Origin of the sequence: Enterobacter cloacae complex sp. ECL72 (assembly GCF_019056635.1) — a bacterium.
GTDB classification, from domain to species: domain Bacteria; phylum Pseudomonadota; class Gammaproteobacteria; order Enterobacterales; family Enterobacteriaceae; genus Enterobacter; species Enterobacter hormaechei_C.
This window is the reverse complement of the sequence record NZ_CP077659.1, coordinates 2,415,801-2,431,111: the sequence shown is the minus strand read 5'-3', so window position 1 is coordinate 2,431,111 and position 15,311 is coordinate 2,415,801. Positions and strand designations below refer to the sequence as shown.

11 protein-coding genes and 1 tRNA gene are annotated in these 15,311 nt (G+C 55.8%); 3 read left to right on the top strand and 9 right to left on the bottom strand.

Features of this window, described 5'->3' with window-relative positions:
• The first annotated feature begins 146 nt into the window (after window positions 1-146).
• Entirely contained in the window at window positions 147-1,535 is a 1,389-nt protein-coding gene (locus KTH07_RS11835) for a SpnT protein (RefSeq protein ID WP_075606781.1), read from the top strand.
• 46 nt (window positions 1,536-1,581) lie between these two features.
• On the opposite strand, the gene KTH07_RS11830 is transcribed toward KTH07_RS11835, so the two are convergent.
• The 7 genes from KTH07_RS11830 to KTH07_RS11800 all read right to left on the bottom strand — a co-directional run bounded on the left by KTH07_RS11830 (window position 1,582) and on the right by KTH07_RS11800 (window position 11,242).
• A complete protein-coding gene (locus KTH07_RS11830) occupies window positions 1,582-2,856 on the bottom strand; it encodes an integrase arm-type DNA-binding domain-containing protein (RefSeq protein ID WP_075606780.1) in 1,275 nt (424 codons plus the stop codon).
• Window positions 2,857-3,036: 180 nt separating this feature from the next.
• Window positions 3,037-3,112: transfer RNA gene (locus KTH07_RS11825), tRNA-Asn, on the bottom strand.
• A gap of 163 nt (window positions 3,113-3,275) precedes the next feature.
• Window positions 3,276-5,465, bottom strand: coding sequence for a TonB-dependent siderophore receptor (locus KTH07_RS11820; RefSeq protein WP_023303946.1), 2,190 nt, complete (start codon window positions 5,463-5,465; stop codon window positions 3,276-3,278).
• A 26-nt stretch (window positions 5,466-5,491) separates the two neighbouring features.
• Window positions 5,492-6,817, bottom strand: coding sequence for a lysine N(6)-hydroxylase/L-ornithine N(5)-oxygenase family protein (locus KTH07_RS11815; RefSeq protein WP_023303945.1), 1,326 nt, complete (start codon window positions 6,815-6,817; stop codon window positions 5,492-5,494).
• Window positions 6,814-8,556, bottom strand: coding sequence for an IucA/IucC family siderophore biosynthesis protein (gene iucC / locus KTH07_RS11810; protein WP_023303944.1), 1,743 nt, complete (start codon window positions 8,554-8,556; stop codon window positions 6,814-6,816). Before iucC ends, KTH07_RS11815 begins: the two co-directional genes overlap by 4 nt.
• Complete coding sequence (locus tag KTH07_RS11805; RefSeq protein ID WP_032619373.1) at window positions 8,553-9,500, bottom strand: GNAT family N-acetyltransferase; 948 nt, start codon at window positions 9,498-9,500, stop codon at window positions 8,553-8,555. Before KTH07_RS11805 ends, iucC begins: the two co-directional genes overlap by 4 nt.
• On the bottom strand, window positions 9,500-11,242 hold the full coding sequence (locus KTH07_RS11800; RefSeq protein ID WP_023303942.1) for an IucA/IucC family siderophore biosynthesis protein: 1,743 nt from the start codon (window positions 11,240-11,242) through the stop codon (window positions 9,500-9,502). Before KTH07_RS11800 ends, KTH07_RS11805 begins: the two co-directional genes overlap by 1 nt.
• Window positions 11,243-11,380: 138 nt before the next feature.
• Between KTH07_RS11800 and KTH07_RS11795 the strand changes: the two genes are divergently transcribed.
• Window positions 11,381-12,580, top strand: coding sequence for an MFS transporter (locus KTH07_RS11795; RefSeq protein WP_032619374.1), 1,200 nt, complete (start codon window positions 11,381-11,383; stop codon window positions 12,578-12,580).
• Between the two features lie 3 nt (window positions 12,581-12,583).
• On the opposite strand, the gene mtfA is transcribed toward KTH07_RS11795, so the two are convergent.
• Entirely contained in the window at window positions 12,584-13,381 is a 798-nt protein-coding gene (gene mtfA / locus KTH07_RS11790) for a DgsA anti-repressor MtfA (protein WP_017693127.1), read from the bottom strand.
• A gap of 266 nt (window positions 13,382-13,647) precedes the next feature.
• Between mtfA and KTH07_RS11785 the strand changes: the two genes are divergently transcribed.
• Complete coding sequence (locus KTH07_RS11785; RefSeq protein WP_032619376.1) at window positions 13,648-14,550, top strand: LysR family transcriptional regulator; 903 nt, start codon at window positions 13,648-13,650, stop codon at window positions 14,548-14,550.
• Here the strand turns inward: KTH07_RS11785 and KTH07_RS11780 are convergent.
• Window positions 14,522-15,310 (bottom strand): substrate-binding domain-containing protein, encoded by a 789-nt coding sequence (locus tag KTH07_RS11780; RefSeq protein WP_032619377.1) that lies wholly within the window; start codon window positions 15,308-15,310, stop codon window positions 14,522-14,524. The genes KTH07_RS11785 and KTH07_RS11780 overlap by 29 nt on opposite strands.
• Between the last annotated feature and the right edge of the window lies 1 nt (window position 15,311).

Here is a 15,311-nt window from a genome sequence, read left to right as displayed (position 1 = left end):
TTACGGTAAATAGTGCATTTCATCAATGAACAGTGTGCTACAGATTTCTTTTTAAATCATTATGTTAATGCATTTATTGAATATCCTGTCCTTGTATTAGTACAATTAGCTTTTATGCGTCTACCAAACATTATCAGGATGTGATGATGGCTAAACTGAACAAGAAACAACTTGCTTTACTCAAGGAAATGCCTGCCGATCAACTCATGCAAATAATTTGTGATATTGCAGAGAATAATGGTCAGGCAAAATCCTTTATTATTAATAAATATCTGTTAACTCCAGAAGAATCACTGAAAAAGGCTGAGGCTGAATACAAAAGGGTAATTAAAACAAAACGCTTCTATGATTATTATGAAGCAGCGGTTTTTTTTGAGGGGCTATACAGGAATGTCATATTTCCACTTGAAAAGACGGTATCAACGCTGCCTGAAAAAACCGAGGCGTTTTGCCATGATTTACTGCTCTCATTTGATAAAATCAGCGAAATTGCTGATACATCAGATGGATCATGGATGGACTATTATAATGGTGCTGTCGAAACATGGTTAAAATCCCTGTCCCTACAAAAAGACAAAAGCATTGATGTTATAGCGGATAAAATACTTTCCGTGCTTAAAGGTGATGTATATTTTAACTTTGATATTTTTGATAAGTATAAAAAAGAGCTGGGATACAATGTTATTCGTGCTTTAAGGGAAAGTCTTCTTAAGACAGGTGATGTTAATTATGCTGTGGAGTTAAGTCTGTATATCAGGGATGTTGATTTCATCAGGCAATGCTTTGAGAAAAGAAAACTGAACCAGCCAGAATACATCATTAAGTTTGCTGAGTTGCTGGTTGATGAACTGTGCACTGAGGAAGCCATTCAGGTTCTCAATAAAATCAAAGAAGATAAATCAGTTGATCAGGCAGGGCTTCGTGATAAATGGACTGAGGTGTTGGCTCTGGCGTTGATTGAAGAAGGCGAGATTCAGCAGGCAAAAACAATTTGTATAGACGGATTTAAGAACAGGTGTGATGTTATTTTTTATAATATCTATAATCGGGTAGAGAAAAATAATGACTCACTGGATTTGTTCTCTGGCATAGCAAAGAACAAAGGCTTTCCGTTTGTTATTCTTTTCTTGTCCGGGACAGATAGTTATGGAAAACTTGATTCTGAAGTCATGAATGCGAGTGAAAATGAAATCGCAGAGATGATGTCTTTATTACGCGGTTCTTTTGTTCGTACCTTATCGAGTGAGCTTTACAGGCATGGCTATGCATGTTCTGCAATTCTGCTCCGTAGAGTGCTGGCAGAGGACAGTATCAGTCGTTCTCAGAGTAAATACTACACCTATGCGGCATCTGATATGAAAAAAAGCATTGATTACAGTAAAGATATTGCATGGACTGAAAAAATCCCTTCAACAGAAGAGTATTTAAAATCTCTGTTTATTGAGCACAAAAGAAAATACGCACTCTGGGAAATAATGCTGGAAAAAATCGCTGGTTTAGCGATAGAAAAAGATTCAGTATCATATTCAGCATAGACTGTAATTAAGTATGAAGTTGAAAGGCCGCGAACGGCCTTTCCCTTTATTTATTTGTAGCAAACTCAAACGGCCTTACCATACCGTTTCTGCTTGCATCAAGGTAGTCAGCCCACCATTGGAGCATCAGACCGCGTTGATCAAGGTGTTTAGCCTTGTGGGTATAAGCAGCACGGACGCTGTTGCTTTCCTTATGGCTCATTTGAAGCTCTACAGCGTCTTCTGACCATAGGCCGGACTCAATTAAGGCACTACAGGCCAGAGTGCGGAAACCGTGTCCACAGATGTCCTGCTTCGTGTTATATCCCATATTACGCAGGGCTTTGTTGATGGTGTTTTCACTCATGGGTTTAAACGAGTCATAACAGCCAGTAAAGATTAATCCATCATCATGGCCTTCTTCATAAGTCAGTTGTCGGATCTCTTTTAGTATCCTCATAGCTTGCTTACAAAGGGGAACGAAGTGCTTACGCTTCATTTTGGCACCACGAGTCGAATGTTTGACGTTTTCAATTGCTTCACGCTGTTCGGGTATCACCCATAACTTACTTTTGAAATCAATTTCAGACCAGCGAGCGAAACGAAGCTCACTGGAACGAATGAAAATCATCAGATTGAGCTGTATTGCCAGTATGGTTAACCTGCGGCCTTTGTATTCGGCAATTTTGTTCAGTAGCTGGGGTATTTCTTCCAGCTCAAGTGCAGGGCGGTGTTCAGTTTGTGGTTTCTGAACTGCACCTTCCATATCATAGGCTGGGTTATGGCGTATCAGCTTTTGCTGGACGGCATGACGTAGGATCGCGGTAATGTATTGTTGAATGCGCATGGCAACTTCAAGATAACCAAGAGCCTCAACTTTTTTCACCGGAACCAGCAGATCACCCGTATCCAGTTCGGCAACATCTTTGTCACCGATTACCGGGAAGACATAAGTGTCAAGGCGCTTCCATACGGCATCACCATAATCATCAGACCATTTTGTTTTCGTGGAGAACCACGCTTTGGCTACTGTTCTGAAGGAGCGTGTATTATCACGTTTGGCTTTAAGCTCTTTAACCTCTGCCTGTTTCTTTGCATTAGGGTCAATACCCTGAGCCAGAAGCCTTCTGGCCTCATCACGGCGTTGCCTTGCGTCAGAAAGAGAAACAGCAGGGTAAACACCAATAGAGAAGAGTTTTTGTTTCCCTTCGAAGCGGTAAGCCATTTGCCAGTATTTGGAACCCTTCGGGGTAACGCGAAGGAACATACCAAAGCCATCAGTCAGCTTGTATTCCTTCTCAAGGGGTTTTGCATTTTTTGCTTTGATATCAGTCAGTGACATAAAAATATCCCCTCGTTTGTTGGTAAAAGGGAAATCGAACCAGCATTACCAGCATTTTTACCATCAAAATGATATGGCTTCGAGTGGTTTTTAGTGAACGAGGGTGAACGACTGAGAGGGGATAACCAATTGATAGAAATGCAGAAAGCAGACGTTAGTGAACGTCTGCTTTCTTGAAAATGGCTCCTCTGACTGGACTCGAACCAGTGACATACGGATTAACAGTCCGCCGTTCTACCGACTGAACTACAGAGGAATCGTGTGAACGAGGCGCATATTATCGACCTGCGTGCGCCTTGTCAAAGGGGAAAACACCGTTTTTGTTCGTTTGCCGAGAATTTCAGCAAACCGATGATTTAATAGCAAATTTGCTTTCAAATTGCACAGCAAATCGCGCCGCCCGCAGGCGGCGCGCAGGATCAGAACAGAACGGAGTAGTTCAGGCCAAACGTACGTCCACGGCCTTTATAAGTATAAAGACCCGGTGAGCCATAGGTTGGGCTATACAGCCCCGGTGCGCGCTGGCCCCAGGCGGTGGTGTAGTCTTTGTCCAGCAGGTTTTCCACGCTGAAGCTGACTTTGCCCACCGGCAGGGCGTAGCTGCCAAGGAAATCAACGGTGTTATAGCCATCAATCTTCTTACCGTCGGCGTCAGACACGTCGAAGGTTTGTGTGCTCTGCACGCGCAGGGCCCAGTCGCCCGGCGCCCAGTTAACCCATGCGCTGGCTTTAGACGGGCTGGCGCTGTCGACCGTCAGCTTCTCCCATTTCCCGTTTTCACGCGTTTCGGACTTGATGGCGTTAAAGTTCGCCCCGGTGCTCCAGTCGCTGTCGGTGAAGAAATAGTCCACCTGGCCTTCAACCCCATAGATACGACGTTTGTCGTCCTCCAGGTTGATGGTCATGTCGCTTTTGTTGATGGTGATGGTTTTATCCGAGAGCGAGTAGTACGCCGCCACCTGGGTACGCAGGTTATCGCCGGTGAAGCGCCAGCCCAGCTCGTAGGCATTGACCTTAATACCGTCCAGCGTTGAGTCGTTCACGTTGACGCTGTTTTGCAGGCGATAGTGACCATCGACCAGCTGATAGGTGCCGGAGCCGTAGTACTTCGCCAGGTCCGGGATCTCGAAGCCCTGGGAGAAGTTAAACCACAGCTGCTGCTGTTCGGTAAGACGTCCAAGGATCCCGGCGTTAAACAGGAAGTTGTTGTAGTCGGTTTTCCCGCCCGGCACCGCGTCAGCGGAGGTCGCTTTGCCCGTGGCGATTGCCTGCTGCTGGGCGTAGCCGACAAAATCGTCCACCTTGTTTTCGGTGTACTGGTAACGCACGCCGCCGCTGAGGGTGATGGCGTCAATGTCATAGCTGGCTTGCAGGAACGGCGCGAGGTTGGTAATGCTGTAACCCGGATAACGGCCCACGTTGTAGGCATTGTCCAGCTCCATGCCGCCGCTCGCCGCCGCTTTGCTCAAGTCAAAGAACTGCTGGTTGGCATCGAACGTTTCGTGGTCGGCATCCACACCCCAGGTGAGGGTCAGGTCGTCTATCGGCTTGCTGTTCAGCGTCAGCTTGCCGCCGTAAAAATCGGTTTTCTGCTGGGATGCGCCAATGCTGGTCACCGCGCCTTTGCTCAGCGTCGGGAACGGGTAGTAGGTCAGGCTCTCGTCACGGTAGTAAATCTGCGCAACCAGATCCTGACCCCAGAAATCGGTGTTCGAGTATTGCAGGTTGATCAGGTGACGCTCTGTGCCCGGGATACGGTCAGAGTTCAGGTTATCTTTGTTATAGGCTTTGGCATCGCCCGTGACCGCAGCGAAATTCTCCCCAAGGAACAGGCCGTGCTTGCCGTCGGATTCGCTCTTGTAGTACTGCGTGGTTAACTGGAGCTGCTGATGATCGTCGATGTTGATGGTGCCTGTCCCCATCACGTCGATACGGTCGGAATACTGCAAGCCGGTCTGGGTGTTATCGATAATCACCTCGTCGCCGTTGCCGTCATACCAGCCGCCGTAGCGCTGATAGGAGACCGACAGACGGCCAGAGGCGTTGTCATTGCCGCCGCTCACGGCTGCGGAGACGTTCTCATCATGGTCGTTATGGCTGTTAAACCCGCTTTTTGCCCCGGTCTGGAACTCCACCTCGGTCTCCGGCTGGCCTTTTTTGGTGACGATGTTCACCAGCCCGCCGGTACTGCCGCCGCCGTACAGCGAGGTGGCGCCGGAAATGACTTCGATACGGTCAATGTTGAACGGATCGATAGAGTCGAGCTGGCGGCTGTCGCTGCGGGAAGAGTTCAGACGTACGCCGTCCACCATCACCATCATGGAGCGACCGCGCAGGTTCATGCCGTAGTTGGTACGTCCCTGGCTGCTGACGTCCATGCCGGGGATCAACTGGGCCAGCACGTCTTTAATCTCTTTCCCGCCCTGAACCTGCTGCTCAATTTCCGCCCGCTCAATAACCCAGGTGGTTTGCGCCATCTCTGCCACGCTGCGATGTGCCCGGCTGGCGGAGACCACAATATCTTCTTCCTTTTGTTCTTCCGCCCACGCAGAGGTAGAAAGCATGGCAAGCAAGCACGGATTTAAAACCCAAAGATGAGAACGTTTCATTGTTATGTTGATCCTGAATGTGTGTGTCAGTACTCGGTGGTCTTCATTAATGATTTAAAAACCTGGCTGCTCTCCGGGCTGGTGGTGCTCCGCCAGTGGATCACGCCGGGGGTGGTTGCCAGCTCAAACGGCTCGTCATCGTGAGCGCGATTCAAAATTCGCGCCGCGCGCCAGGCCATCAGGCTGAGCTGGGGTTCGGCAATACCGAGACGGTGCATCCCGGCATTGACGGCAAACAGGCGGTTGCTCTGCGGGCCGTCCCATTCAAGGGTGAAATCGTTGTTGATGCAGAAGGCTTCATCCTCATCCAGACGCAGTCGGGAAGAGAGCGGGGCGAGAAACGCGGGCTGCACGGCGCGGTAGCCGGTGGCGAAAATCACCACGTCGCTCTCCAGCTGTTCGCGCCCGCCGTCCAGGTGATGCTGGATGCTGAGGCGATGTCCGGTTTCCTGGCGCGTCAGCGCCGTCACCGAGCGGGACGGCATCAGATGCGCCCAGGGTTTTTCGCGCAGCACTTCGAAGCGGTGATACATGGCGCGATAGATGGCCAGCAGCGACTCCGTGGTGATCCCGTCGGAGGTCATCTTCTGCTCCTGCAACATCTGACGTCGGGCGTCGTCACCAAGGGTCGAGAAGCTGTCCACGTACTCCGGCGTGAAATACTCATTGGCAAACGCGGCTTCATCCAGCGCGTTGTAGTTGTTGCGGCGCGACACCCAGTTGAGGCTCAGCGGCTGCCCCCACTCCCCACGGAAGATATTTAAAAACAGATCCGCACCGCTCTGGCCGCCGCCGACGACGGTGACGCGCTTGCCCGCTAAATCCGGCGTGCGCAGCATCATTTCGCTGGCGTGGAAGCAGGTGTCGTCCTGCGCGGTGACGCAGTCTGGGAGATTGATCTGCTTCCCAATCCCCACGCAGACGTGGCGCGCCAGGAAGCGATCCCGCTGGGTCACGACCTCAAACAGGCCGTTTTGCTCATCAAAGCTGACCTGCTGTACCTGCTGGCTGAAGGCCAGGTTAGTGAGGTTATCCGCCGCCCAGCACAGGTAGTCGGCAAACTCCTCGCGCGACACGGTGCGCTGCTCGGTGGTGAGGAAACGGTAGAACTTTTTGCGCTGTACCAGATAGTTCAGAAAGCTGTGGCGGTTGGTAGGCTCCACGGCGCTCACCAGATCCTTCAGGAAGCTGGTCTGCATATGGCAGTCCGGCACCATCATCCCCGGGTGCCAGGAGAAGTGCGGCTTGCGTTCAAGAAACAGCGAGCTAAAACCGTCCAGCCCCTCTGCCAGCGCGGCAATACTGAGGTTGAACGGACCGATACCAATGCCGATGAAATCATAGGTTTTCATTGCGCTGACTCCCGGGAGACCAGAAAAAGAGGGTTATCAAGATCGCAGACGTAGTTCGGCAGCATGCGGCTGCCGCCGTCGTGTTCAGAGAAGGTAAGTTTGACTGGGTTGAGGATCACGCGAATAATCTGCGGCTTAAACAGGTCGAATTTGGCGAAGCGCGCCGCAAGATCCGGATGGGCGGCCATATAGCGACGTAACACCAGCGCCAGGATCTGATAGAAGCGGGTTTCGCTCACGCCGCATTGCAGGGTGAGGCGGGATATAAAGCGCAGCACCGTGACAAAGTTGCCGGTTTGCAGGTCGTGGATGATGTAATCCGCGCTGAGGCGCGCCGTCACCGCTTTTACCTGCTCCGGCAGGCTCTGCGCCTGCGGGAAATCTTCATCCACCAGGCGCATATCGCCCTGAAAATCCTTCAGGAAAATGCGCTGCGGAACGTAATCTTTCATCACCAGCGTGACGTTCTGGCCGTGGGCGATGAGCGCCACCCCGTAGCGACAGAGCAGGTGATAGAAGGGGATCACCGTCGCCTCAAACAGCTTTTCCAGCCATGCGTCAGCGGTTAACCCCGAGCGTTTGATCCACGCGTCAATCAGCGGGCGCCCCTGGTTATCGGTTTCCATCAGAGCCGCCATCAGCACCGCCTGTTCGCCATCCTGTAAATAGCAGGATGGGTTCTCGCGCCAGATCACCCCCAGCATCTCCTGATAGCGGTACGGCGCCTCAGGCAATGCGGTATAACCCGGATGCGACAGATATCCGGCTGCGGGTTCGCCAAGCACCTGCGCCCCGGAGTGAATCAGCGTGGCATCGCTGGCGAACTGCTGCTGTAGCCAGCGCGAGGCCAGCGGACCGGCGGCGATATACTTGCCCGGAATACCGCGATAGCAGGAGGTGTTGTAGATAGTCAGCGGCAGCTTGATGTCATACGGCGCGCGACGGCTGGCGTTGGTCAGCGTGCGCAGGGACTGCTGCGCCAGATACTCATCGCCGAACTCACCCAGCTCTACCATCTCACCGCGCGCGAGCTGCGCCAGGAAATGAATGGCAATTTTTTGCTGCCACTGCCACGGGTGCAGCGGCACCGGCAGCCAGCTGTCGTCCAGATCCAGCTCCTGCCAGCGGGCGTCGAACCGCTCGCGCTCGGCATCGTCCATGGCGCTGGAGAGCAGGGCGTTAATATCGCAATCGGCGTCGCTGCTCCAGACCAGACGCTCGCGCTGCACGGCGACCCAGTGCAGGCGGAAACGCCCGCGATATTCCGGCGCGTACAGGCGCAGGGCATCCAGCCCCCAGCCGCGGCGTCCCTTGTTGAAAATAAACTTCGGGTGACCGCGCATCAGGCACTGTAGTTCGTCCGGGTCGAGGTGGATCAGCGCATCGGCATCCAGCGTTTCACGCGCCTGCAACAGCTGCATGTCACCCCGCAGCGTGGCGTAGAGATCTTCCATGTGCTCCGCCGTTTGCGCGTCGCTCATCTCCAGCACGGTGGCCAGTTGCAGCAGCGCGTTTTCCGCTTCGACCGCCGCGCCGCTGGTGGTGGTCAGGGTATCAGGGTCAATATGCAGCCAGCCCCATATCCCACGCGTGGCGCGAAACTGCCAGCACGCGTTGCCCATACTGATGCGCCAGTTGTCCGCCGAAACCGGCTCGGCGCGCAGGGTGCGTTCATATTCCAGTTCGGCGAGGATCTTCGCCACCATCTCGCGGTTCACTTTCTGCCAGAGTGCGTTCACAGTTCCACCTCGTGGAAGAAGTGATGACGCTCGCTCATGATCAGACGGGAGCGTTTGTGCGGGAAGTCGAACTCTTTCACCGTGTCGAAACCGACGGACGCCAGATGGCGGAACAGACGCTGGTTGTCGAAGCGCGGTTCCGCCACAATGCGCGCCGTGCGCGGTTCATCGAGATACAGATAGTGGCTGAGGCCGCGCAGCCAGCTGCGGATGTATTGCGCGCCGCGCCAGTTTTCTTCACCCACCAGCATGTGCAGCCCGCGGTCAAACGGCTGCCAGCGATAGTGGCGGCCAATGCGATCTTCTGCCGCCCAGTAGAGTTCAAAATAGCCGAACGGCTGGTCATCGAAGCAGCCGATAACCGGGTAGCAGTACGTCGAATCAAGCTGGCGGCGCAGGTAGTTCTCCTGCTCGGCCTGCGGTCCCGCCATCTCCCAGAAAGCGTTCACGCGCGGGTTATTCATCCAGCGGGTAAAGCGCTCGCCGTCCTGGGCCACATCGGCCACGCGGAAGCTCAGGGTGCGTTTAATTTGCGGATCGTAACGGCGATACACCTCACCCTGCGGGCGGTGAGGGCGCAGCGGGAAGTACAGCTGACGGCTTTCGTCAAACTGCATTCCGCCGCTCGCCTGCGGACGTTCGCCTTTCAGCCACAGCGGCAGCTGCCAGAAAATTTCACGCGCCAGATAATCCCCGTGAACGAGGCTAAACAGCGCCTGCGCCTGAGGTTCATCCTGCCAGGCTGCCCACGGCAGGGTAATGCCGGTCAGGGCGGGCGCGGCAACAAACAGCTGGTCGAGGGCGTCCACCAGCCAGCCGTCCGGGAGCCCGGTCAGCCGCTCCAGCACCGCGCTGCCGTCGAGACCCAGCGTCAGCGGCAGGTTTTGTTCCGTGACCGTGCAGCGAAAGCCGTAGCCGGAATGGACGATATTCGCGTTTGCCATCACGCCTTCTCCTTATAAAACGGGTTGCTAAAGTCGAAATAGATCACCGCCGGATCGACGATGGTGTTTTCGTTGCGATCGTGCAGATAGCAGAAGAAGTTGCCTTTGCAGTTCCAGGTCGGGCTGTCGAGCACGTAATCGAGGCAGCGGGTCTGCTTCGCCGTCGTGCGCAGTTCGGCCAGCGCGTCACGCACGCGGGACATCAGGTTCTCTTCGCTGTCGAAGCCGGCGGCGGCGAGCGCGGCGGTGACGGCAAGGGTAGAGTTCAGCAGCAGGTAATAAGGGAAGTAGCGCAGCAGCTGGCTCTCACCGAAGCGGTTTTCCACCTCGGTTTCACCTGCCTCTTTCAGCCACGCGTCGGCCCCTTCGGTCCAGGCGCTGCCCTGGCAGTCGCGGTAGATCAGCCCAACGGGGAAATCCTGCTGCATCTCAACGAGGATATTTTGCTGGTGCGCCAGCAGGACCAGACCGTAGTCCGCCTCGGCGCTGAACAGCGGAAGCAATACCCGGTCGCAGTAAGCGTCCAGCCAGCAGCGCGCGGCCTGGGCGAGCGGGAGATCCAGACGCTGGCTCAGACGACGCACCGCCGCGGCGAGCAGGCTGTCGCCGCCGTCCGGCGCGGCCTGGGTCAGGCTCACCAGCACGTTGGTTTGCGTTTCAGGGGTATCGAACAGCAGGTTGACGCGCAGGGCCATCAGGCTCTCTTCCTGGACGACGCCGTGCTCATCGCACAGCCCCGCCCAGCCGTCCTCCTGCATCACGCGCATGGTCGGGTAGCGCGCCTGAAGTTCCTGCCAGCGTGCCGTTTTCGCCAGTCGCGCCAGGCGCATGCCGCGCTTAACCTCTTTCACCGACAGCGTGCGCACGGAGTTGGTCAGCCGCACGCTCAGGGAAAACTTAATCATGTCGCTGTTGGTTTCACTGTACAGCGAGCGGGAAGAGCTGGTGGGCAGCCATTGCGCACCGGCTTCGCCCAGATCGCGCAGGGCGCCTTTTTCTACCAGACGCTGGCACCAGTCCTGCTCCAGCAGATAGTCGGCCTGCCACGGGTGCATCGGCAGCATCCAGCAGGTGTCGGTGAAGTGACCGAGAAGGGCCGGCGCGCTCTGCGCTGCAAAGCGCAGCAGACGTTCCCGCAGGGAGACATTCAGGCTGTCGCCGGTAATCAGCTCATGCTCAACCGCAAACCAGCGCAGCGGGAAGCGGGAGGCGAAATCCGGCAGATAGCGACGCGCCTCGGCCTCGTTGAACGGCTCGTGCGACTTTGGGGCAGGATGAAAAGCATGGCCGACCAGCAGCGCCTGTTCCGCTTCGGCAAACGTCAGCGGCTTATCGCGCAGGTTTGCCCAGTTGTGGCGTAAATCAATGGCCTGCCAGGTGTGCGTATGGCTTTCCAGGACGCGCTGCTTAAAGCGAGCCAGCGTATCGGCATCCAGCTCGCCTTTTACCGTCTCTTTTTGAAGAATGAAATCAATCAGTTGATGAAATGTGACCGTGTCACCGCCGTCGCTGTCGGCCTGAATCAGCGTTGCCGGAAAACGATACTGGTGATGCTGCGTGGGGGAGAAATAGCGTACCGGAACCCGAATGGCCTGGGTTGGGGAGAGCGGGATATGAATCTGTGATAACTCATCCGCACGGGTTGCGGGAAGATAATGCCAGTCCTTCGTTTCGCGCAGCAGCGCGTTCAAAAAACACTGGGCCGCAACATCTGTACCGGCGGAGCGGGGCAGAGTACGCATAGTTGTACCTCATTCCATGACTGATAATAATTCTCGTTATGATATTCATTCTGTTTACAGTGGCAACTATTTTTGCAATATTTGTTTTCATAAACTTCATAATTTCCACACATTTATTGACATTATCTTCACAATTTTATGCGCACCCGTACTGAGAATCTCACTGACGTTGTGACCCCTAAAGCTAACTGGCCCCTGGCACTGGGCGCCGGTTTATTAGGTATTGGGCAAAACGGTTTGCTGGTTATGCTGCCGCAGCTGGTCTCCCTGACCGGACTGTCGCTCTCCGTCTGGGCCGGGCTGCTGATGTTCGGCTCAATGCTCTTTTTACCCGCATCGCCCTGGTGGGGACGCCAGAGCGAGCGGCACGGCTGTAAGATCGTTATGCTGGCCTCGCTGGGCGGCTATCTGGCGAGCTTTGTCGTGATGGCGCTGGTGGTCTGGGCGATGGCGAACGGCGCGCTGAATGCTCTCTGGGGAATGGCAGGCCTGGTGCTGTCGCGCATGCTGTACGGCCTGACGGTATCAGGGCTGGTGCCTGCGGCCCAGACGTGGGCCATTCAACGCGCGGGGCTGGATAAAAGGATGGCGGCGCTGGCGACGATAAGCTCTGGCCTTAGCTGCGGGCGTCTGCTGGGACCGCCCCTGGCCGCGCTGATGCTCAGCGTCAGCCCGGTCGCACCGCTCTGGCTGATGGCGCTGGCGCCGTTTATCGCGCTGCTGCTGGTGCTGCGCGAAGCCGCCGATCCCCCGCTGCCGCCGGTGGTGCACCAGTCGACGCGGTTACAGGCCTCCATGCTGCCTTTCCTGGTGCTGGCACTGCTGCTGGCGGCGCTGGTCAGCCTGATGCAGCTTGGTTTATCGCCGCATCTTCACCCGTTATTTAATGGCGATGCCGTGCAAATCAGCCATCATGTCGCGCTGCTGCTGAGCCTGGCCGCGCTGGCGACCCTGGCGGCGCAGTTTCTGGTGGTACGCCCGCAGCATTTTACCCCGAGAGTTTTACTCTTAATTGCCGCGGTCTTGATGGTGGCGGGTCTTGGGCTGATGTGTCTCGCCAGTTTAGCCCTGTTCTACGTGGGAATTGTCATCACTTCGCTGGGGGCCGCCATGGCAACGCCGGGATACCAGCTTTTGCTCAACGATCGGCTGACGACGGGCAAAGGCGCAGGGGTGATCGCCACCAGCCATACGCTGGGATACGGGGCCAGCGCGCTGCTGGTACCCGTGGTGACGCGCTTTTACGGTGAGCAGTTTTTGATTACTGCCGCATGGGGAATGGCGCTGCTGTTTCTCGCGGTGAGCGTGTGGGTACGATCGACCGATCGTACCCCTTAAACATTAGTGGAACGGATGAGGGGAGGTGCTGGCTGCGTCCTCACTTTGCCGCAGACGCTGGAGCGGATCCTGCTGATAAAACTGGCAAAAACGCTGCCACAGCGCCGGGAAGCGCGGAGCGAAAAGCTCAGGTGCGCTAAAGAAATACTCGGACAATACCGCAAAACACTCGGCGGGATCGGTCGCGGCATAGGCATCAATGCTGGCCGCGCTTTCACCCACCAGGTCTATCTCATCCTGAATGTTTTCCATCGCCGCGTGCAGGTCGTGCTCCCATCCCGCGACTTCACGCAGCGGGATCAGCGGCACGCCGCTGGCGCGATCGCCGTTGCGGGTATCCAGCTTATGCGCCACTTCGTGAATGATCAGGTTGAAGCCCGAGGCATCGAACGAGTCCTGAATATCCAGCCAGTTGAGGATGATTGGCCCTTGCTGCCAGCTTTGCCCGGACTGCACCATACGCTGGTTGTGCACCAGCCCGATGTCATCCTCCCACTCATCATCGACGATAAACGGCGCCGGGTAGATCAGCACTTCGTGGAAGCCATCCAGCCATTCGATACCCAGCTCCAGCACCGGCAAGCAGAAGAGCAGGGCGATGCGGGAATTTTTAAGCGGATCCAGTTCGAAGCCCTGTAGCGGTACCAGCCGTTTTTGCTGTAAAAAACGCTCGGCTAGCTGAATCAGCTTTGATTGCTCTTCAGGCAAGAGATTCGCCAGCACGGGGATCGCCAGAGCCTCATCCCAGGGCAGCGCCATATTTCGACCAGCGTCGTTCGTTTTCCAGGGCCACTTAATCATCGCTTTGCTCGTTACTCGCACGTGAACAAAATGGAAAGGTCAGGGGCTGTTAGCATGCCAACATACTCTGTTAAGCAGTATGACACTCCTCTTCGGCTGCATGCAGACTGGCAGCCTGTTTAAGAGGAATCCAGCCCGCATAAACTATCACTATGTGCCGTCAGGTTGATAGCGCTTTAGGGGTATCCCCTTCATTTTGTGAAGTATGTCGTGCACGACTATGATAAATCTCTTCTTACCCTACCGTGCTTAAGGATCCCGTCAGTATGCCCGTCAATTTTGACCTCAACGATCTCTATGCCTTCCGCGCTTTACTGGAATATGGCAATTTCCGTCTTGCGGCGGAGTCTATCTGCCTTTCCCAGTCGGCGTTGAGTCGCAGAATTGAAAAGCTCGAGGCGGCACTGGGGACAAAACTGTTCGACAGAACCACCCGGCGCGTCACGCTGACCCTGTATGGACAGACCTTTGCCGACCGATGCGGACAGCTGCTTGCTGATGTGGAGTCCATGCTTTCGGATATCGATAAGGCCAGCGAGGAGCGTACGGGGCTAATCACCGTGGCGACGGTGCCGTCCGCCGCCTGTTACTTTATGCCGGATGTTATCCGCCGTTTTCAGTCCCGTTACCCCCGCGTGCGCATAAAACTGATCGACAGCAGCGCCGGAAATGTTATCGAGGCCGTCACCCGCGGACAGGCGGATTTTGGTATCTGCTTTGCCCGGAGTTTGCAGCCCGACATCGAGTTTGTCCCGCTGGTGGAGGATGTCTACGTGGCTGCCTGCCGGCGCGACAGCCCGCTTGCAAAAAGAAAAAGCCTGACGTGGCAGGCTTTTTATCAGCAGGATTATATCGGTCTGGATAAGACCTCCGGCAACCGCAATCTTCTCGACCAGCGGGTCGGGCATATTCGGCCTGAAAGCCCCAGCATCTGCGAAACGCGGCACGTGACGACCATGCTGGGGATGGTTGAAGCCGGGATCGGCATTGCGGCCGTTCCCGCCATGTCAATGCCCCGCGCAGAGCATTCGCTGCTGACGTCGGTGCCCTTAACCGAGCCTGAAGTCAGGCGAACCGTGGGGCTGATCCGCCGCCGCGGGCGGATCCAGTCCTATATTGCTGCCGAACTCGAAACGCTGATCACCGAGCAGTATCGCGAGGTGCACTGACGGGCGTTAAGCCCGTTGCCGTAATGACGCTGGCGGCCTGTGGCGAGGCGAGAAAAGTCAGCAGCGCTTTTCCCTGTTCGGGATGGTCGGCCTTCTGCGTTACGGCTCCGGCGAAACGGGTAATGTACTGCATGTCGTCAGGCAACTTACCGACAAACGTCACCCCCGGAACCGGCAGAAGCTCGCTCACCTGCTGAAAGCCGAGATCGTATTTCCCTTTTGCCACTTCAGACGCCACCGGGATACGCTCAACCCGGTGCGCTTTATCGTGGGCCTGGCCGTCGATGCCCAGCTTACGGAACAGCTGGCTCTCTACATACCGGCCGCTGGCGCTGTCGGAATAAGCCATGGAATGCGCCTTCAGCAGCGTTTGCCGCAGGGCGGGCACCGTACTGATATCCGGCACCGGCGCGCCCGCTTTGACGACCATCCCGACGGGCGAATCCGCCAGCTCCACGCGGGAGCCCGCCGCCGTCCTGCGATCCTGTTCCAGTTTCGCCAGCGCATCGCCCACCATAATCACCACGTCCGCTTTTTCGCCCCGGGCGAGCCGGGCCGGAATGGCCTGCGGCGTTTTGCCCATCGACGGGCCGGAGATCACAATGAGCCTGTCGCCGCTTTGCGCTTCGTACTGCGGCGTCAGCTTCTCCAGCGCCGCTTTGAAGCCGCCAGAAATCATCACCGTCACATCCTGCGCAAGCGCGCCCGCGCTGAGGGTGGCGAAGGTCAGGGCGGCAATCACCGTTCTGAATGTAAGCATG